A 19,540-nucleotide genomic window follows, 5' to 3' on the forward strand; every position below is an offset into this window, starting at 1 on the left:
TTTACAGGAAACTTGCCTATAATGATTGACAAATAGGATAGAAGTGAGGGATATTCGGGAATGTTGTATCTCCATGATGTTTGGGTAAATTGGTTTGAAGGTGAAGAAAACAGTTATAACATTTGCAGCTTTCACGAGTGGAGGAAAGAGGATACGGTTGAGTTACTTGACCAGGTTCCGCTTTTGAAGTTGGAGCCGGTTCTTTTTCACTACATTGAAAATGATTTATTGGAATTGCCTTCAAGTCTTCTACAGGATGTTTATAAGAAGGCGTATATTCGGAAGAATCATGAAAGACTTCCGATGGATTATTGTTTTGTTGCTACAGATGGGACAGGCATCATTGCTATTGATACGATAGGATACACCATACCAATCCGAAAGAGTAGATTAATTCCAAGGCAGGAGCAATTGGCTTATGATATGGTACGTAATGTGGATGCGCATCAGTATGACTATCAGTCAATGATTACAGATTATCAGAAGAAAGAGTATCATATCCTTTCCCCATCTCCTGATTTTATGCTGGGGTTAACACGCAAGGAACGTCAATTAAAGCAATTATTGTTCATGGTACTTGATCAATTAAAAAGTTCAAGCAATACAGCTGAAATTCGTTATTGGTATACAGAATGGGCGCCTGAACAATATTCAACAGTTTTAAAAATGGATTTTGATGAAATATGGCACAAGCTATACTCGGAAATGAAGATAGGCTGGTCAGAAAAACACGCCATGTTATGTGAACGTTTAATAAAAGGCCAACCATTTTTCGAAAAGCTCTGGGAAATAGAAGTAGGAGATCGACCATCCATGCTGTAATGGATGGTTTTTTTATATAAAAAGCTGAGGCGACTGCCCAGGAGCGAAGAGCATAAGACGAATACTCGGAGGGAGGTGCTTTTCCCTCCCGCAGAGTATTTGCTTATGACTCAAGCTCCTAGGAGCCGAAGCTAGATTAAGTAAAAAGCTGAGGCGACTGTTCAGCTCCGACAAGCATAAGAGGAGGCACGTAGGGAGGCGCTCTTTCCTCCCGTAGTGGCTACACTTATGACCTCGAGGAGCTAGGAGCCGAAGCTAGATTGAATAAAAACCTGAAACTAACTTAAGGAACGAAAACTAAAAGCGCCACATCGTGTGGCAACGTCTTTGTGACCAACATCCTGTTGGCCTCCGCAGAGTATTTGCTTATGACTCGAGTTCCTAGGCCCTGAAGTCGAATATAATAAAAAAGTGCTGAAGCTAGATTCAATACAAATCTAGCTTCAGCACTTTAATTTAGAACAATCTTTATCTTCTTTTACGACCTAAACCAATTGCGTTTTTCATTTTTCGTAATGTTTTATTAGCAGCTTTATTTGCCTCGAGAGCTCCTTTGTCGAGGATTTCATCCAATTCAGGGGAATTCAGTAATTCCTGATGACGTTCCTGAATAGGTCGTAGTGTTTCAACCACTACATTGGCAACCTCTGCTTTAAAATCTCCATATCCCTTACCTACAAAGCGTTTTTCAATGGATTCTATGCTTTCACCGCTTAGTGCAGAGTGAATGGATAGAAGGTTTGAAATACCTGGTTTATTTTCCTTGTCGAATTTCACGATTCCTTCTGAATCCGTAACCGCACTCTTGATTTTCTTCTCAACCTGCTTTAGATCATCTAATAAAGAAATAGTTGATTTTTTATTTGGATCGGATTTGCTCATTTTTTTGGTTGGCTCCTGTAAAGCCATGATTCGCGCCCCTGAAGCAGGTAGTTGGATATCAGGGATTGTAAAGACATCTCCATATTTTTTATTGAAGCGTTCAGCAATATCACGTGTCAATTCAACATGCTGTTTTTGATCATCGCCTACTGGAACAATGTTGGTTTGATATAAAAGGATATCAGCAGCCATCAATGGAGGATAAGTCAGAAGACCGGCTGAAACAGATACCTGTGATTTAGATTTATCTTTATATTGAGTCATTCGCTCAAGTTCACCAATAGAAGTATTACATTGCATAATCCATCCGGCTTCTGTATGAGCGGGAACCTCAGATTGGATAAAAATTGTCGCTTTCTCAGGATCAATCCCAACAGCCAGATAAAGGGCTGCAAGATTTCGAATGTTCTTTCTTAGTTCGAGGCGATCCTGCGGAACCGTAATCGCATGGTGATCAACTATGCAAAAGTAACAATGGGAATCATTTTGCAATTCTACGAACTGCCGTAATGCTCCTATATAATTACCAAGGGTCACCAGACCGGTTGGCTGAATGCCAGAAAAAATAATACTCATTTTCATTCTCCTTTCAATATAAAAAATCCCATTCGTCTCCACTATTAAAAGGGACGAATGGGATTCGCGGTACCACCCTAATTGTTTACGTTCTATACATAAACCACTCAGGAATATCCAAAAAGATATTCTTGCCCAGTAACGCGGGCAAACGTCCTGTCATACTGTCATTTTTCCTACAGGAGGCTTAAAAGTCCATTCAGGTATACGGGCTGTTTGTTCGCAGCAACCACAAACTCTCTGAAAACCTTGTACTACCTTACTACTCTTTGTCATAGCCTATAATAAATATTAAGTAATGATATTCTACTTAAACCTGATTAGAAAAGCAACTATCCAAAGAAAATAATTGAGCAAATAAAGGTAATGACACATGAAAAGATACCTGCATAAAGTAAAGGGCTAGTCCAGGAAAAGGTAAGTACCTCCATATTCGGGCCTTTATCTTTAGAATCGCCTTCTAGTTCAGATATATATTCTTCTTTTTTTGAATTGATTTTCCAGAATTTTTTAAACGAGTAGGAAAAGAAAGAAAAGAAACCTCCTCCTATTACATATAGGAGAGCGCCGGCACAAACATAAAAGAGGCCTATCATAAAATAGCTATCAATCAATGAAAGCAGAAAGGGAGTTTTTATATTAATTGAATAGATAATTGAAATTAGAAGGCTGATACCGTTTAATAAAAGAAATTTTTTTTGTGAAGACTTCATGGGTTTCCTCCGAATATAAGTTGTTTTATAAAGTGTATTTAAATTTTATACCAATAATTTAAAAATTAAAAGTTGCAAGTTTATTTATAAAATTTTATTATATTCATAACGTTTCATTTTAATTAAATATGCTTTTCTGGTTGGAATTATCTGAAAAATATAATTTTTTTGTTTTTATAGGATATTTTACCCAGACATTGGTGTATCAAGGTTTGTTGTTAATTCTTGTATTCGAAATGACATATGTTCGTAAACAAAATGTAAAAAAATGATTGCAAAAAATTCTGAAACGTTTTATGATTGGTTACGAAATCTTCTGAAAATTAGAAGAGTAAAAAATAGGGAGGTCATTTACTAGTATGAAAGCAAAAAAAATCTCATTATTTCTTGTAATGATTCTTGCTTTGAGCACTTTCCTTGCAGCTTGTTCCGGCGGAGACGAAGAGACAGGTAGCAATGATAAAGGTGAAGGCAAGAAAGACGTTGAACAAGTACTTAACTTAGTGGAAACTTCTGAAATTCCGTCTATGGACACTGTAATGGCTACTGACTCTGTTTCTTTCAACGTTATGAACAATACGATGGAAGGTCTTTACCGTTTAGGTGAGGGAGATAAAGTTGTTGCAGGTGTTGCTGAGGGAGATCCAACAGTAAGTGAAGATGGAAAAACTTTCACTATCAAACTGCGCCAAGATGCTAAATGGTCAAATGGTGATCCTGTAACAGCTCACGATTTCATTTATGCTTGGCAAAAAGCTGTAAATCCTGATACTGCTGCTGAATATGCATACATGATGTATGTAATTGAAAATGCTGAAGAAATCAACACTGGTAAAAAGAAAGTGGAAGAGTTAGGTGCTAAAGCGCTTGATGATTACACTCTTGAAATTAAACTAACAAATGCTATCCCTTATTTCCAATCTCTACTTTCTTTCGGAACATTCATGCCACAAAATCAAAAATTTGTTGAAGAACAAGGCGAAAAATTTGGTCTTGAAGCAGATACAACACTTTATAATGGACCATTCACGATGTCTGAGTGGAAACATGAAGAAAGTTTCACACTTTCTAAAAATGATCAATACTGGGATAAAGATACTGTAAAGCTCGAAACAATCAATTTTAAAATCGTAAAAGATACTAACACAGCCGTAAACTTATATGAAACAGGTAAAATTGATCGTGTAGGATTGACTGCTGAAAACGTTGATAACTACAAAGATAGCGAAGAATTCGGTACGGAAAAAGATACTTCTGTATACTTCCTTCGTTATAACCAAAAGAACAAAGCATTAGCAAATGTTAATATCCGTAAAGCAATTGATATGGCTTATGACAAAGATGCTTTTGTAAAAACAATCTTAAATAATGGATCTGTACCTGCATACTACTTGGTACCAAGTGATTTTGTTAAAGGTCCGGACGGAAAAGATTTCCGTGAAGCTAACGGAGATATGAACGTTACAAATAAAGATGAAGCTAAAAAGCTTTGGGAACAAGGCTTGAAAGAAATCGGCGAATCCAAAGTTGAGCTCGAATTGCTGAATTATGATGGTGACTCTGCTAAGAAAACTGGTGAGTATATCAAAGAACAGCTTGAAACTACTCTTCCAGGACTTACAGTTGGCCTTAAGCAACAACCATTCAAGCAAAAACTTGAATTAGAATCTAAAGGTGATTATGACTTCTCTTATGCTGGTTGGGGTCCAGATTATCAAGATCCTATGACTTTCATCGATATGTTCGTAACTGATGGAGCTCATAACCAAATGGGATACTCAAATCCTGAGTATGACAAATTGGTCGAAGAAGCTGGATCTACATTATTAAGTGATTTGCCAGCACGTTGGGAAGCTCTTCAAAAAGCAGAAAAAATCCTAATTGAAGAAGATGCGGCCATCAGCCCACTTTATCAACGCGGACTTTCATTCCTATCGAAGGATAAAGTTAAAAATCTATACAACCACGCCTTTGGCGGAGATTACAGTTACAAGTGGGTATCAATCGAGGAATAATAGCTCGTGTGCCTGAATGGGAGAGTGCATGCCTGAAATGGCCATGTGCTCTCCTTTTCCCTAGTTATAGGAGAAAATTCAGAATAGAAAAACAATTGCCAAAAACTGAAAAAGGGGGGCTAATAATGCTGCGATATACATTACAACGGATATTCTATATGATTATTACTTTATTTGTTATTACAACTGCTACCTTTTTCTTGATGAAAATGCTGCCGGGATCTCCGCTGAAAAATCAGGAAAAGCTTACTGCTGAACAAAAAGAGATTATTTATGAAAAATATGGACTGAATGACCCAGTGCCGAAGCAGTATGTCACTTATATGACAAATTTAGTTAAAGGGGACTTAGGTACTTCTTTCCAATATGACAACAGACCGGTTACAGAATTAATTGCTACACGGATTCCAAATTCTGCCCATCTGGGTTTTCAAGCTTTGCTGTTTGGAACGATTGTTGGCCTAATGTTAGGAATAGCTGCTGCACTGCGTCATAATACATGGATAGATTATGGTGCCACTGTTATTGCTGTCCTGGGTGTTTCGATCCCATCCTTCGTTTTTGCAGGATTTTTACAGTATTTCTTAGCCGTTGAAAATCAAATCTTCCCGGTTGCTTTCTGGGATGGATTCGAATATACGATTTTGCCAACACTGGCGCTTTCCGCTGGGGTTATAGCAAGCATCGCTCGTTTTATGAGGTCTGAAATGCTAGAAGTTATGGGATCGGATTATATTACTCTTGCAAAAGCAAAGGGTTTATCTGGTGTAGCTGTAGTATTTAAGCATGGTATAAGAAATGCATTGATTCCAATTATTACGATTCTTGGACCAATGGCTGTCAATATTATGACTGGAACACTAATAATTGAACGAATCTTTGCTATTCCTGGATTAGGGGAACAATTTGTTAACTCTATTAATATGAATGATTATCCAACCATTATGGGTACTACGATTTTTTATAGTGCACTATTTATTCTTGTAATCTTCTTGGTGGACATCATGTATGGAATTGTTGATCCTCGTATCCGCCTTGCTGGGGGGAAAAAATAATGGAAAATAATCTAAAGACAGAAAACCTTTCTCCAGAATTATTTAAGGTTGTAGGGCAAGAATCTCATGAAGCAGAGAAAATCGTTCGCCCCAGCCTAACATTTTGGCAGGATGCATGGAGACATTTACTTAAAAATAAAGGTGCAATTTTTGGACTTGTCATGGTTGTGATCTTCGGTCTTTTAGCAATCTTTGCACCAATGACGTCTGGTTACACATATAAGCAACAGGACATAGCAAATTCTAAATTGCCGCCTCGTGTTCAGGGGTTGGAAAATATCAGCTGGCTTCCATTTGATGGTACAGATAAAAATGGTGTGAATGTCTATGAAAAAAATGGTATTGAAGACAGATATCACTGGTTTGGTACAGATGATTTAGGGCGTGACCAATGGACAAGGGTTTGGTACGGCGCAAGGATTTCCTTGTATATCGCTATATTGGCAGCCGTAATTGAGTTTTTCATTGGTGTAACCTATGGAGGGATATCCGGTTTCTTTGGAGGCAGAATTGACGCTGTCATGCAGCGTATTATTGAAGTGCTCGTCGGTATTCCATATCTAATTGTTGTTATTTTAATGATCCTAATTTTCGAAAAACCTGGGGTAATTTCGATTACACTCGCCATGGTTATAACCGGTTGGATAGGAATGGCTCGGATGGTTAGGGGGCAATTCCTGAAATTAAGAGATCAGGAGTATGTTTTGGCTTCGAAAACGCTAGGTGCTTCAAATAGAAGCTTAATATTCAAGCATTTACTACCAAATGTATTAGGACCCATTATTGTTACATCGATGTTTACAATTCCGGGAGCCATATTCACCGAGGCATTCCTAAGCTTTATTGGTCTGGGAATTGCTGCACCTGAAGCTTCTTTGGGTTCTTTAGTAAATGACGGTTTTAGATATATAAAATCATATCCATATTTATTGATCATTCCATCCTTAGCTATCAGTATACTAATCTTAAGCTTTAACTTATTGGCTGATGGTCTCCGTGATGCGCTTGATCCAAAAATGCGAAAATAATAGGGAAGGAGAATTATAATGGAGAAATTACTTGAAGTAAAAAATTTGCATGTCTCCTTCGATACCTATGGTGGTGAGGTTAAAGCTGTACGTGGAGTTAGTTTTGACTTGTTCAAAGGAGAAACATTGGCAATTGTTGGAGAATCCGGTTCCGGAAAATCCGTTACAACAAAGGCATTAATGAGATTAATTCCGAATCCTCCAGGACGTATAAAAGAGGGACAAATACTTTTTGGAGAAAATCGTGACCTTGTTAAAATGACTGAAAGAGAAATGCAACGAATTCGCGGTAAAGAAATGTCAATGATATTCCAGGATCCGATGACTTCTTTAAACCCAACCATGAAAGTCGGTAAGCAAATTATGGAAGGGTTAATCAAGCATCAAAATTTAAGCAAAGCAGCTGCCCGTGAGCGAGCTATCGAGCTTTTAAGATTAGTAGGGATTGCCCAGCCTGAAATTCGTATGAACCAATATCCTCACCAATTCTCAGGCGGAATGAGACAGCGTGTAGTTGTAGCGATTGCTCTTTCATGCAATCCAAAAGTGCTGATTGCAGACGAACCAACAACAGCCTTGGATGTTACCATTCAGGCCCAAATACTAGAATTAATGAAGGATTTACAAAATAAAATTGATACATCCATTATCTTTATTACACATGATTTAGGAGTTGTTGCGAACGTAGCTGATCGTGTAGCGGTTATGTACGGAGGACAAATTGTTGAGACTGGAACGGTAGATGAAATTTTCTATGATCCGCGCCATCCGTATACATGGGGGCTATTATCCTCAATGCCTAGCCTAGATAATAGTGGGGATGTTGAGCTTACAGCGATTCCTGGTACTCCTCCGGATTTGATTCATCCACCGAAGGGGTGTCCATTTGCACCAAGGAATCCCTATGCTTTAGCAATTGATTATGAAAAGGAACCGCCTATGTTCCAGATTTCAGATACTCATTTTGCAAAAACTTGGCTCCTACATCCTGATGCACCAAAAGTAAATCCACCGGAGCTAGTCCAACAGCGTATTCGCCATATGGCCTCCAATTTTGAAAAACCTGTACAAGTAGGAGGGGTTAACTAATATGGCTACAAAAGAAAAAATTATCGAAGTCAAAGGACTTAAACAATATTTTAATGTTGGTAAACCGAATATGGTTAAAGCGGTGGACGATGTATCTTTTGAAATCTATAAAGGTGAAACATTCGGTCTGGTGGGAGAATCTGGATGTGGCAAATCTACAACAGGGCGATCCATTATCCGTTTATATGATTTGAGTGGCGGAGAAGTCATTTTTAAAGGGAAAGAAGTCCATGGCAGAAAATCAGGTAAGGATCTAAAGCAATTTAACCGAGGTATGCAAATGATCTTTCAGGATCCTTATGCTTCATTAAATCCTCGTATGACTGTGGGCGATATTATTGCTGAAGGCATTGATATACACGGATTAGCGAAAAATAAGGAAGAACGTATGAAACGCGTATACGATCTTCTTGAAACGGTTGGACTTAACCGTGAGCATGCGAGTCGTTATCCGCATGAATTCTCTGGTGGTCAGCGTCAAAGGATTGGGATTGCCCGTGCACTCGCAGTGGATCCTGAATTTATTATTGCCGATGAGCCAATCTCAGCGCTTGATGTTTCCATTCAGGCACAGGTTGTTAACCTTCTGAAAAAGCTTCAAAAAGAAAAAGGGTTAACATATTTGTTCATCGCGCATGACTTGTCAATGGTGAAATACATCAGTGACCGTATTGGTGTTATGTATTATGGTAAATTGGTAGAAGTTGCAGACAGTGAAGATCTATATAAAAACCCAATGCATCCATATACACAATCTCTACTTTCTGCGATTCCTCTGCCGGATCCGGAAAGTGAACGCACGCGTAGAAGAAAATCGTATAATCCGGACGTTCATGGTTATGATGAAAATGAACAACTAGAAATGCGTGAGATTGCACCAGGACATCATGTATTGTGTTCATTAAATGAATTTGAGCAATATAAAAAAACATATATCAAAAAAAATTAGTATGAACCGTTTGTGGTTCACGAGTCTTATTTGGAATATGTAGCAAAAAGGTTATCCTTCTGTGGATAGCCTTTTTGATGTATTTTTGGAAAAAGAGGGAAGTGAGATGTTTTTTCATATTTATAGGAGGTATAATAATAGTGACATGAAGGAGTGATGTGGGGGATGAAATTGGTTAAAAAAATGGCAGTGTTAATGTCAATCCTAATGATAGGGACACTGTTTACAGAGGTATCATATGCTGCTACAGAGGCTGAAAAAGAGTTTTTACTACATAGTGGACAGAGTATTGTTCTAGAAAACAAGGAACTTCCTGAGGGGATGCAACGATTTATAAAAGAATCGAAATATTCATTTACATATCCTGATGCAGTAAGAGGCATTTATGTGACAGGAAATTCTGCAGGGGGCAGTAAATATAAAGAACTGGCAAAATTAGTGGATACAACAGATTTGAATGCGATGGTGATTGATATAAAAGATGACTTCGGTAAATTAACCTATAAACCAGATGCATCTAAGCCATATGCTGAAGCTGGAACAAATCTAATTAAAGATCCAGATAAATTATTAAAGGATATGGAAAAAAGAGAAATCTATCCGATTGCCAGAGTGACGGTTTTTAAGGATAGTTATTTGGCAAATAAAAAACCTGAATGGTCATTTTTAGATGGAAAAGAAGTATGGAAAAATGGCAGAGGAGAATCATTTGTTAACCCATTTGTAAAAGATGTATGGGAATATAACGTTGAGATTGCAAAAGAAGCAGCTGAAATGGGTTTTCAGGAAATTCAATTTGATTATGTTCGCTTTCCCGAAGGATTTGAGAATCGCGATAAAGAATTGAAATACTCAGTGGGTAATTACGGAGATAAAGCTGTAGATAATGTTCAGCATCGAGTAAATGCTGTTACAGACTTTGTAGAGTATGCTAAGAGTGAATTAGAGCCATATGGAGTAAAGGTATCAGTTGATATTTTTGGCTACTCTGCTACTCTTCCAGAAGCGCCTGGGATAGGACAAAACTTCTCTAAGATATCTGAGCATGTTGATGTCATTTCTTCTATGATCTATCCGAGTCATTGGACATCCTATTTTGGAATTGCCAAGCCAGATTTAGAACCATATAAACTTGTAAAAGAATACGCAAAACTAGAGAATAAAAAATTGAGCAGTTTAGAGAGTCCGCCAATCTCCAGGCCTTGGATTCAGGATTTTACGGCACCATGGCTAGGTAAAGGAAATTATAAGCAATACGGAAAAAAAGAAGTAGAAGATCAAATTAGAGCGTTAAAAGAAGAAGGAATCAATGAGTATTTATTATGGAACTCAGGAAACCGTTATACCTCCGGAGTAGACTATAAACAATAATAAAATCATATAAGCTGAAACAAAGGATTGGCTAAAAAAAGCCAATCCTTTTCTTTAGCTTATTTCATACTCCAATCGGGTGAGAATTTTTATTAGTAATGTATAATTTGGGGAATTTTATCAACAGGTTCTTAAGAAGTAGAATACTGGCTGCATCCGCCATTTATAATAATGTTTAAAGCCAGTGATGATTATGCAGTTTATTTCGCTACGCGAATACAGCTCTGTTAGGAAGGTTAAGAAATTGAAATGGTTATTTGTTTTTCTTGCCGCCAACCTTATTAAATCCGGTTGTTGATCTGTTCGTTTGTATCACAAACTCAGAACGCTTGTGCCTGCCGAAAATCAGATTTCCAATACCATTTGTTAATGGACCCATAAAAGCAGTTAGACCAATAATTAAAAAGGATACCAATATAAAATCAAGGATATATTCGCTCATTCGTTCCTCCTTTTATATTTCGACTGTGTAAATTTCTTTACATTTTTATTGTAATAGATTAAGAAGTGGGAGAAAAGGGAAAAGGTAACTTGGTTGCTAAATTTTATACATTTAATAAAATATATCACCTTAGAAGATAGAAAAAATCATGCGAATAGGCAGGATGCTTGTTCTAAACTATTAATCCATGAGATAGGTAACACCTATCATTTAACAACCTATAAGAATATGTATGAATGTAAAATCAAAATTACTAGATACGAACTAGATAAACAAAGGAGCAGATACATCAGATGAGTTGGTATAAAAGATTGCGTGAATATTTTCCGGAAGAGGAAATGAAATCAGATGAACATATAAACATGCTGTTAAATCATGGCCAAAAGGACTACTTCCTTGATAATGGGAAAAATCATATTTTATTATATGCAGAGAAAGAGAACTTTATCTTTGTTGATTACTTATATGTGATGGGTAATGCAAGAGGAAATGGTACAGGAAAAAAGGTTTTGGACAAACTGAAATTGAAGGGAAAACCAATCTTTTTAGAAGTAGAGCCGATAAATGAGTCGGAAGAGGATTCAGAGAAAAGATTACGATTTTATAAACGAGAGGGTTTTAAGCATGCGAATACCGTCTCCTATGTTAAAAATTCACTCGCTACAAATAAAGATGTAGAATTGGAGATTCTTTATTGGAGTCCGGAAGCAGATAAGCATATGGATCAAGAGGTATTAGATGGAATGAAAGAAATCTATCGTGATTTGCATACTTATAAGGATGAAGAATTATATGGAGGGAAATACCGGCCAACTGAGAAAGCCTTGAAAATAAAAGAAAATAAATCTGATATTTTAGATGAAATAACAAGCTGAAGATTTAACTTCAGCTTGTTTTCTTTTTACCTCAAATGTTTAACGGCTTCGCTCTAGGGTATATAAATAATAGAAATTATTTAAAAAAAGAGACACAGGCCAAATGAAATAGGGCAAAGGAATGGAGTAATATAACAATTATTTCAATAATATGATAGTAAGGTTAATGTTTAGTAAACCCGGAAACATTTTCTAAAAAATCTCTACACATTCCATTATTAATCATGTATAATAATTTTATATGTTCCTTAATTATAATTATTTTAATTTAGATAGTATCATAAGCATTGTGAAATGTTAAATATATAGCTCTAACGGGATAAGGGAACTTAAAGAATAGGGAGAGTGACAGGGAATGGTTACACTTTACACATCACCTAGCTGTACGTCATGTAGAAAAGCAAAAGCTTGGTTAGAAGAACATGATATTCCATATAAAGAACGTAATATTTTTTCTGAATCATTAAGTCTTGATGAAATAAAAGAGATTTTACGTATGACTGAAGATGGTACCGATGAAATCATTTCAACACGCTCGAAAACTTTTCAAAAGTTAAATGTAAATCTTGATAATTTACCTTTACAGGAATTGTTTAATATCATCCAACAGAATCCCGGATTATTAAGAAGACCAATTATCATTGATGAAAAACGTCTGCAAGTTGGTTACAACGAAGATGAAATCAGACGATTTTTACCTCGTAAAGTAAGAACATTTCAACTTCGAGAAGCACAGCGCTTAGTTAATTAATTTTTATATTGTTCATAAACCCCCTTCCTGGACAGCGAAGGGGGTTTTGGTGTATCTTAAATTATTAGACATAATTATTTTATGAAATATAGGCTTTTTGTTTCCCACTATTTACTATTTATCATAAAATATAACTACCACCTGCTTTATAAAAAGAACATCCATGATTAACATTTTTAAAAACAGGGAAAAGATATAACAACCTAGTTTGGGGGTATATCCCTTCAATTACCTCAAACCAGAAGGGAGAGAGTGAATCATGGAAATCGAACGTATTAATGAGAATACTGTAAAATTCTACATTTCATATGGGGATATTGAAAAGCGAGGCTTCGATCGAGAAGAGATCTGGTATAATCGTGATCGAAGTGAGGAACTTTTCTGGGAAATGATGGATGAAGTGCATGAAGAAGAGGATTTTACTGTTGAAGGCCCACTTTGGATTCAAATCCAAGCACTTGAAAAAGGGTTGGAGATTTTAGTTACTCGAGCGCATCTATCCAAGGATGGCCATAAATTCGATTTGCCAATTGATGATCCCGCCAATTCCGTTGATGTGAAGATAGAGTCTATGCTTGAAGAGCATTTTCAAACTAACCAAGCAATAGATGAGCAAATAACAGAGGATGATACATTGGAATTTGTCCTTTCATTTAAAGACTTTGAAGATGTCATTGCATTAAGTAAAACGAACGGAATTCAAGGAGTTGTGACCAAGTTATACTCCTTTGAAAATATATATTATTTGTATGTAGAATTTCCAGATGGAGAGTTTGTGGAAGAAGAGATTGATAATAAGCTATCAATTATACTTGAATATGCTGATGAATCTCCTGTTACAATCCATCGTCTTGAAGAATATGGAAAAGTCATTATACCTAAAGATGTATTCTCGACTGTAAGCCAATACTTTTCTTAATACTCATTAATTGAAAGCTGATTTCCACTTGGAAGTCGGCTTTTTAGTTCTTAAATTGGTCTGGAATCACCACATTGAGGACCCCCTATTTAGAAAGTGTGATTGAAAAACTAATCGAGGGTTTGCGTCATTCAGACCATATTGGGGTATAGATAATGAAAGTTTTCAATGAAAAATGGATAAGGTGAGGATTATGAAGAATTTTATTAATGTTCTTTTATTTATCGCAATTTTAGGGATTGTGGGATTTATATATCAGAAAAATTCCGATGGGGATTATATTCAATATGGAAGTATATTATTTACAATAACTGTTGTTTTTATTGGATTTATTATATTCCTGGAAAATCGTCATCCTGCACAGACACTAGCATGGTTAATCGTTTTGGGTGCTTTTCCGGTAGTTGGATTCTTGTTTTATTTGTTATTTGGAAGGAATTTTAGAAAAGAAAAGATATTTAAGAAAAAATATTTTTTAGATAAGCAAAAGTATATGGATATTACAGGGGAAAGTGAGAAAAGATTATTAAGATTAGATAATGAGAATCATGATTATAGCCAATTGTTTAATCTAGCTGATCAGATTGCCAACACCCCTATCTCTTTATCTACGGAGACTAAAGTTCTTACAAATGGAAAAGAAACATTTAATTCTATTAAAGAAGCTTTATTGCAAGCAAAACATCACATACATATGGAATATTATATTGTTCGCCATGATACCTTGGGGAATGAAATTAAAGACATACTTATTAATAAAGCGAAAAACGGGGTGAAAGTTAGATTTCTTTATGATGCAGTCGGATCATGGACTCTTTCAGGGGAATATATTAAGGAAATGAGAAAATGGGGGATTGAGGTAGTGGCGTTTGGCCCTGTTAAGCTCCCCTTTTTAAATAATAAATTTAACTTTAGAAACCATCGAAAAATTGTTGTAGTGGACGGAGATATTGGCTTTGTTGGTGGTTTAAATATCGGTAATGAATATTTGGGTAAAGATGAGAACTTTGGATTTTGGCGTGATACCCATTTGAGGTTAAATGGAGAAGGAGTCCGCAGTTTACAATTAATCTTTTTGCAGGATTGGTATTACATGACCAATCACAGTTTCTTAACAGATGAGTATCTTGCTCCTGTAACAACAGATCATGAAAAAGGGCATCATGGGGGAGTACAAATAATTGCAGGTGGGCCTGATAATGAATACAGTACCATTAAAAATATATTCTTTTCTATGATTGTTTCTGCAAAAAAATCAGTTTGGATTGCCTCCCCTTATTTTATCCCAGATGAAGACATATTTTCTGCCTTGAAAATTGCTGCTCTAAGTGGTATTGATGTTCGCTTATTAGTACCTAGTAATCCGGATAAGAGAATTGTCTTCCATGCTTCGAGGTCCTATTATCCTGATTTATTGGAGACAGGAGTTAAAGTCTATGAATATCGTGAGGGTTTCTTGCATTCAAAAATCATCATTGTAGATGGAGAACTTGCATCTATAGGTACCTCAAATATGGATATGAGAAGCTTTCACTTGAACTTTGAAGTCAATGCGTTTCTCTATAAGACCGATAGTGTACAAACATTAGTAAATGATTATCTACATGACTTATTAGTTTCGAATGAGCTGCATATTGAGGTATTTAAAGGTAGACATTTCGGTATGAGAATGATGGAATCATTATTTAGACTACTATCACCGATGCTATGATGAAAAAGCTCCGCCTAGTTGAAAAGTTCAACAGATGGACATATAGAGTTCATTTAGAATGAAGGTTTATTAAATAGATAACGAGAATTTGATAGGTATCCTATAGGAAAAGGAGCCTGTACATGCTGGTTGCAATTAATAAAGAAGATAAACAAATTCATGCCAACCAAATTATAAAGAGACACGAGGAAGAGTATCGCTGTCCTGCTTGCCGGAAACGTGTGATATACCGTTCCGGCCCGCGGACGATTCCCCATTTTGCTCATCAAACAAAGGGGAATTGCCAAGCAGCAACTGAATCTGAAACAGCAGATCATCTATCAGGGAAAAATAATTTATACCGTTGGTTAAGAAGCTGTCAGTTGGATGTTGAACTGGAGAAATATATAGCTATCATAAAGCAAAGACCTGACATTTATGTAAAGAGGAAAAATCAATATTATGCAATCGAATATCAATGTTCATCTATTCATGAAGAGTTATTTTTGAAAAGAACAAAAGGATACTTGGATGCAGATGTTGTGCCTATCTGGATTTTTCACAGCCACTTCATTAAAAGAAACGGAGTTTATCTGTGGAGGCTAAATTCACTCCTTAAATCTGCTCTTAGAAAATCTTCATCACCTTTTCTCCTCTTTCACAACCCCAAGCAAGCAAATTCCATACTGGCATTTGTGAATATTATACCTGTCTCAATAGAACAATGCTTCGGTCAGATGGTATTGTTATCTGAGGGAATGGATCTGGAAAGTATCTTATCTCCACCCAAGCAAGAAATCCCTTATTTAAACGATTGGTTTAAAAAACGTACTCTGCAACTTATGAATGAAATCCGTTTTAAAGGCTTGCAAAGTAAGCTGATTAAAGAATTATATCAGGTTGGGATATCTCCGTTTAAAATCCCTGAATTTGTTGGTGTTCCATTGTTAAGCGGCTGTATGTATGGAATGCCGGCGACTGTCTGGCAAGGATTAATCTATATCGATTTACTGAATTGCTTTAACCTGCATGGAAGAATCAGTGAAGCATGGATTCGGTCAAGATTTTTGGAAAGAATAAAGAAGAAGGATATAATTTTAAATCAATGCCCTTTAATGAGCCAGGATATATTTACCGCATTGAAAGAATATCTGAGATTCCTTGAAAAAATTGATTATTTGGAAAAAATAGATGTAAATCATTATATAATAAGAGAAGACTTCATTTTAGACGATCATTTTGAAGAGATAATCAAATTGAGGTTATTCGATTTTTATGAAGGGAATTAAAGGTATTATGAAGAACTTTATGAAAGAAGCAAATGATTGGAGGGAACTGCATGGCTGCAGATATTAAACAATTACCTGAAAGAAAAGATATACCTGTAGAAGATACTTGGAGACTGGAGGATATCTTCCCAAGCGATGAAGCATGGGAGAAGGAGTTCAAGGGCATTTTGGCTGAATTGCCAAAAGGCGATCAATATAGAGGGAAATTAGATGAGAGTGCTGATACCTTATGGCAGGCTTTGCAATTTCAGGATATGATTACTGAAAGACTTGGACGTTTATATACATATTCTCACATGAGATATGACCAGGATACCGGTAATACATTTTATCAGGGAATGGACGACCGCGCCCGGAATTTATATTCTCAGGCTGCCAGTGCTTTTTCGTATATTTTACCTGAAATCCTTGCAATTAAAGAAGAAACAATTAATCGGTTCATGCAAGAGAAAAAGGAGCTTTCCTTATATGAACAAACTTTAAAAGAGATCAATCTGCAAAGACCCCACGTTCTATCAGCAGAGGCAGAGGCTTTATTGGCTCAGGCATCAGAAGTGATGGGAACTGCATCCAATACTTTTGGCATGTTAAATAATGCCGACCTTCGTTTTCCTACAATTAAAGATGAGAACGGGGAAGAGGTTGAACTGACTCATGGAAGGTACAGCAGATTTTTGGAGAGCAGTGATCGTAGAGTTCGTGAGGAAGCCTTTAAAGCGATGTATAAGACATATGGACAGTACCGAAATACGTTCGCAAGTACATTATCCGGGACAGTGAAGAAAGATAATTTCTATGCAAAGGTACGTCATTATGATTCTGCAAGACATGCAGCTTTAAGCAATAATAATATTCCGGAAACCGTATACGAAAATCTAATCAATTCCATTCACAACAATCTGCATTTACTACACCGTTATGTGAAGCTTCGTAAAAAACTTTTAGGTGTGGATGAATTGCATATGTATGATTTATATACACCTTTAGTGAAAGACGTGAAGATGGATATTTCCTATGATGAGGCTAAAGAATATATTCTAAAAGGGCTTGAGCCTTTAGGTGAGGAATACATCAATGTATTAAAAGAAGGGTTCGAAAACCGTTGGGTAGATGTTCACGAAAATCGCGGTAAACGAAGCGGCGCATACTCCTCAGGTTCATATGGAACTAATCCATATATTCTAATGAACTGGCAGGATAATGTGAATAATCTTTTCACATTAGCTCATGAATTCGGCCATTCTGTACACAGTTTTTACACACGCAAAAATCAGCCATATCCATATGGTAATTATTCGATTTTCGTAGCTGAAGTAGCATCTACTACAAACGAAGCCCTGTTGAATGATTATTTGCTTAAAACAATAGATGATGAGAGCAAGAAAATTTATTTATTAAATCATTATCTTGAAGGTTTTAGAGGAACAGTATTCCGTCAGACGATGTTTGCGGAGTATGAACACATTATTCATAAGATGGCACAGGATGGAGAAGCTCTGACTGCTGAAAGCCTAACACAAAAATATTATGAGCTTAATAAAAAATACTTTGGTGATGATATTGTTATTGATGAGGAGATTGGTTTGGAATGGTCAAGAATCCCTCATTTCTACTACAATTATTATGTATACCAATATGCAACTGGATTCAGTGCAGCAGCAGCGTTAAGTAAACAGATTTTAGAGGAAGGGCAGCCGGCTGTTACGCGCTATATTGAATTCCTAAAAGCAGGCTCAAGTGATTTCCCAATTGAGGTTCTTAAAAAAGCAGGTGTAGACATGACTTCACCGAATCCGGTTGAAGAAGCTTGTAAAGTTTTTGAGGATAAATTAAATGAGCTGGAAGCTCTTTTAGATAAATAAAAATAATTCGAGGATTTTTTAAACCACCCCTTAGAAGTTAGACACCAATTTAACTTTTAAGGGGCGGTTTTTTTAAAATGGAATTAAATGCTGAAATTAAACTTAATGATTCCAGTACTAGTAACTCTAGAGGAGGGAAATAACCCTTGGAGGAAAAAGTTTTACACAATCCAAAAATTGAGGATCTTAGTGAAACTAAATTAGTAGGTTTTCGAGTTTTATGCGATAGCGAACAATATCTAAATGAAATTCCAAAAGCAGCACAACTTCTTAATGAACGTATGAATGAAATTCAACAGGTTACCAATTCATCTGTACAATATGGGGCATTTGTTGTTGATAACTATTCAGAAACTGAAGATGGTTATTGGATATGTGTTCAAGTTAACGAGTACGAGGATATACCGGATGATATGGTTTACTTAACGATTCCGCCTCAAAGATATGCTGTAGGCAAACATAATGGAGCTAATTATAGTATTAGAGATACATATGCAAGATTACACGCTTGGATTGAAAAAAACGGATATGAAAGACAATTAGATAAATGGCATTTAGAGAGGTATCATAGTTGGAATAATAAAGATAATCTAATTATTGAGTTATTGGATACTATTACAGAATCTTAAACTCTAAAAGTAAGTGCAGGCCAATCAAGAGAACTCGCCAATTTTCTGCGAGCTCTCACTTTAATTTATAACTATAACCGGTAGTTTTAGGCCAACTTAAGGCTTTTAGAATCCCTTGAATTTTTTTTGATAACCAAGACTATAGATAAAGATGAAAAAAGAGAGAAACAAAATAGGTGACGATACATAGAGAGGAATGATCCGCATAATCCCAAACAGCTGCAGGGGAATAGAAAATAAAACTAATAGGATTAAACTGCAAATATAAATTTTTTTCATAGAAATCATCCTTTATTACATAAGATAATTTGTACTGATTTCTAAAGAATATGGCAGAGGATAACCAAGTATGCAGTAAAAATGTCAGAAATGTGAATTAATGAACAAAGTGCTTGCATATGTGAAGAGAATTTGTTATATTACTATTGTGAAGTTGATCACTAGCAAACATTTACCCCTTTGTTTGACCGTGAAAAATTTCTCCCATCCCCTTTGTTCGTATGAAGAATAAGACTCTGTCCGATTACAGAGTCTTATTCTTATTTATACGGAAAAATATTCTAGGATAATAATTATAATGACG

Annotated in this window: 18 protein-coding genes and 1 other annotated feature; of the genes, 14 read left to right on the plus strand and 4 right to left on the minus strand. The window is 36.1% G+C overall.

All coding sequences use genetic code 11. The features are described 5' to 3' along the window. The first annotated feature begins 60 nt into the window (after positions 1–60). Positions 61–822 carry a YjbA family protein gene (locus tag AC4BHA_RS15130; RefSeq protein WP_066101471.1) on the plus strand — a complete coding sequence of 254 codons (762 nt, stop codon included), beginning with the start codon at positions 61–63 and terminating at the stop codon, positions 820–822. 468 nt (positions 823–1,290) lie between these two features. On the opposite strand, the gene trpS is transcribed toward AC4BHA_RS15130, so the two are convergent. Both trpS and AC4BHA_RS15140 read right to left on the minus strand, forming a co-directional pair. Continuing rightward, positions 1,291–2,280 carry a tryptophan--tRNA ligase gene (gene trpS / locus AC4BHA_RS15135; protein ID WP_066101468.1) on the minus strand — a complete coding sequence of 330 codons (990 nt, stop codon included), beginning with the start codon at positions 2,278–2,280 and terminating at the stop codon, positions 1,291–1,293. A 46-nt stretch (positions 2,281–2,326) separates the two neighbouring features. Then, positions 2,327–2,565: a binding site (T-box leader), on the minus strand. 47 nt (positions 2,566–2,612) lie between these two features. After that, a complete protein-coding gene (locus tag AC4BHA_RS15140) occupies positions 2,613–2,993 on the minus strand; it encodes a DUF3899 domain-containing protein (RefSeq protein WP_490551932.1) in 381 nt (126 codons plus the stop codon). Positions 2,994–3,352: 359 nt separating this feature from the next. Here AC4BHA_RS15140 and AC4BHA_RS15145 point away from each other — a divergent pair, with 359 nt between their 5' ends. The 6 genes from AC4BHA_RS15145 (at position 3,353) to AC4BHA_RS15170 (ending at position 10,500) form a co-directional block, all read left to right on the plus strand. Next, on the plus strand, positions 3,353–5,008 hold the full coding sequence (locus AC4BHA_RS15145; RefSeq protein WP_066101466.1) for a peptide ABC transporter substrate-binding protein: 1,656 nt from the start codon (positions 3,353–3,355) through the stop codon (positions 5,006–5,008). A 125-nt stretch (positions 5,009–5,133) separates the two neighbouring features. Beyond that, positions 5,134–6,063 (plus strand): oligopeptide ABC transporter permease, encoded by a 930-nt coding sequence (opp3b, locus tag AC4BHA_RS15150; RefSeq protein ID WP_066101463.1) that lies wholly within the window; start codon positions 5,134–5,136, stop codon positions 6,061–6,063. Continuing rightward, a complete protein-coding gene (gene opp3C, locus AC4BHA_RS15155) occupies positions 6,063–7,091 on the plus strand; it encodes an oligopeptide ABC transporter permease (RefSeq protein WP_066101462.1) in 1,029 nt (342 codons plus the stop codon). Before opp3b ends, opp3C begins: the two co-directional genes overlap by 1 nt. 18 nt (positions 7,092–7,109) lie before the next feature. Further along, positions 7,110–8,180 (plus strand): ABC transporter ATP-binding protein, encoded by a 1,071-nt coding sequence (locus tag AC4BHA_RS15160; RefSeq protein ID WP_066101460.1) that lies wholly within the window; start codon positions 7,110–7,112, stop codon positions 8,178–8,180. 1 nt (position 8,181) lies between these two features. Then, positions 8,182–9,129 (plus strand): ABC transporter ATP-binding protein, encoded by a 948-nt coding sequence (locus AC4BHA_RS15165; protein WP_490558861.1) that lies wholly within the window; start codon positions 8,182–8,184, stop codon positions 9,127–9,129. Positions 9,130–9,312: 183 nt separating this feature from the next. Further along, complete coding sequence (locus tag AC4BHA_RS15170) at positions 9,313–10,500, plus strand: putative glycoside hydrolase (protein ID WP_375138407.1); 1,188 nt, start codon at positions 9,313–9,315, stop codon at positions 10,498–10,500. 253 nt (positions 10,501–10,753) lie between these two features. Here AC4BHA_RS15170 and AC4BHA_RS15175 read toward each other — a convergent pair whose 3' ends face one another. Continuing rightward, positions 10,754–10,942 carry a hypothetical protein gene (locus AC4BHA_RS15175; protein ID WP_066101454.1) on the minus strand — a complete coding sequence of 63 codons (189 nt, stop codon included), beginning with the start codon at positions 10,940–10,942 and terminating at the stop codon, positions 10,754–10,756. Positions 10,943–11,235: 293 nt separating this feature from the next. Between AC4BHA_RS15175 and AC4BHA_RS15180 the strand changes: the two genes are divergently transcribed. From AC4BHA_RS15180 to AC4BHA_RS15210, 7 genes are all read left to right on the plus strand, one after another. Next, a complete protein-coding gene (locus AC4BHA_RS15180; RefSeq protein WP_490558862.1) occupies positions 11,236–11,817 on the plus strand; it encodes a GNAT family N-acetyltransferase in 582 nt (193 codons plus the stop codon). 355 nt (positions 11,818–12,172) lie between these two features. After that, the gene (gene spxA / locus AC4BHA_RS15185; protein WP_066101447.1) at positions 12,173–12,568 is read left to right on the plus strand and encodes a transcriptional regulator SpxA; all 396 of its coding nucleotides are present in this window, start codon (positions 12,173–12,175) and stop codon (positions 12,566–12,568) included. A 259-nt stretch (positions 12,569–12,827) separates the two neighbouring features. Then, positions 12,828–13,487: an adaptor protein MecA gene (gene mecA / locus AC4BHA_RS15190; RefSeq protein WP_066101444.1), complete on the plus strand. Its 660-nt coding sequence runs from the start codon at positions 12,828–12,830 to the stop codon at positions 13,485–13,487. A 193-nt stretch (positions 13,488–13,680) separates the two neighbouring features. Further along, on the plus strand, positions 13,681–15,198 hold the full coding sequence (gene cls / locus AC4BHA_RS15195) for a cardiolipin synthase (protein ID WP_490551931.1): 1,518 nt from the start codon (positions 13,681–13,683) through the stop codon (positions 15,196–15,198). Between the two features lie 122 nt (positions 15,199–15,320). Beyond that, on the plus strand, positions 15,321–16,466 hold the full coding sequence (locus tag AC4BHA_RS15200) for a competence protein CoiA (protein ID WP_066101438.1): 1,146 nt from the start codon (positions 15,321–15,323) through the stop codon (positions 16,464–16,466). Positions 16,467–16,516: 50 nt separating this feature from the next. Continuing rightward, positions 16,517–18,328, plus strand: coding sequence for an oligoendopeptidase F (gene pepF, locus AC4BHA_RS15205; RefSeq protein WP_066101435.1), 1,812 nt, complete (start codon positions 16,517–16,519; stop codon positions 18,326–18,328). 146 nt (positions 18,329–18,474) lie between these two features. Then, positions 18,475–18,957: a GyrI-like domain-containing protein gene (locus AC4BHA_RS15210; RefSeq protein ID WP_066101433.1), complete on the plus strand. Its 483-nt coding sequence runs from the start codon at positions 18,475–18,477 to the stop codon at positions 18,955–18,957. A gap of 105 nt (positions 18,958–19,062) precedes the next feature. Here the strand turns inward: AC4BHA_RS15210 and AC4BHA_RS15215 are convergent, their stop codons facing one another. Then, positions 19,063–19,245 (minus strand): hypothetical protein, encoded by a 183-nt coding sequence (locus tag AC4BHA_RS15215; RefSeq protein WP_490558863.1) that lies wholly within the window; start codon positions 19,243–19,245, stop codon positions 19,063–19,065. Positions 19,246–19,540 lie beyond the last annotated feature (295 nt).

It is taken from the genome of Pradoshia sp. Z3_51 (assembly GCF_058215915.1).

What these genes read in the sequence shown, in the direction of transcription:
- AC4BHA_RS15130 (WP_066101471.1), top strand. Translation starts at nt 61, where the DNA reads ATGTTGTATCTCCATGATGTTTGGGTAAATTGGTTTGAAGGTGAAGAA.
- trpS (WP_066101468.1), bottom strand. Translation starts at nt 2,280, where the DNA reads ATGAGTATTATTTTTTCTGGCATTCAGCCAACCGGTCTGGTGACCCTT.
- AC4BHA_RS15140 (WP_490551932.1), bottom strand. Translation starts at nt 2,993, where the DNA reads ATGAAGTCTTCACAAAAAAAATTTCTTTTATTAAACGGTATCAGCCTT.
- AC4BHA_RS15145 (WP_066101466.1), top strand. Translation starts at nt 3,353, where the DNA reads ATGAAAGCAAAAAAAATCTCATTATTTCTTGTAATGATTCTTGCTTTG.
- opp3b (WP_066101463.1), top strand. Translation starts at nt 5,134, where the DNA reads ATGCTGCGATATACATTACAACGGATATTCTATATGATTATTACTTTA.
- opp3C (WP_066101462.1), top strand. Translation starts at nt 6,063, where the DNA reads ATGGAAAATAATCTAAAGACAGAAAACCTTTCTCCAGAATTATTTAAG.
- AC4BHA_RS15160 (WP_066101460.1), top strand. Translation starts at nt 7,110, where the DNA reads ATGGAGAAATTACTTGAAGTAAAAAATTTGCATGTCTCCTTCGATACC.
- AC4BHA_RS15165 (WP_490558861.1), top strand. Translation starts at nt 8,182, where the DNA reads ATGGCTACAAAAGAAAAAATTATCGAAGTCAAAGGACTTAAACAATAT.
- AC4BHA_RS15170 (WP_375138407.1), top strand. Translation starts at nt 9,313, where the DNA reads ATGGCAGTGTTAATGTCAATCCTAATGATAGGGACACTGTTTACAGAG.
- AC4BHA_RS15175 (WP_066101454.1), bottom strand. Translation starts at nt 10,942, where the DNA reads ATGAGCGAATATATCCTTGATTTTATATTGGTATCCTTTTTAATTATT.
- AC4BHA_RS15180 (WP_490558862.1), top strand. Translation starts at nt 11,236, where the DNA reads ATGAGTTGGTATAAAAGATTGCGTGAATATTTTCCGGAAGAGGAAATG.
- spxA (WP_066101447.1), top strand. Translation starts at nt 12,173, where the DNA reads ATGGTTACACTTTACACATCACCTAGCTGTACGTCATGTAGAAAAGCA.
- mecA (WP_066101444.1), top strand. Translation starts at nt 12,828, where the DNA reads ATGGAAATCGAACGTATTAATGAGAATACTGTAAAATTCTACATTTCA.
- cls (WP_490551931.1), top strand. Translation starts at nt 13,681, where the DNA reads ATGAAGAATTTTATTAATGTTCTTTTATTTATCGCAATTTTAGGGATT.
- AC4BHA_RS15200 (WP_066101438.1), top strand. Translation starts at nt 15,321, where the DNA reads ATGCTGGTTGCAATTAATAAAGAAGATAAACAAATTCATGCCAACCAA.
- pepF (WP_066101435.1), top strand. Translation starts at nt 16,517, where the DNA reads ATGGCTGCAGATATTAAACAATTACCTGAAAGAAAAGATATACCTGTA.
- AC4BHA_RS15215 (WP_490558863.1), bottom strand. Translation starts at nt 19,245, where the DNA reads ATGATTTCTATGAAAAAAATTTATATTTGCAGTTTAATCCTATTAGTT.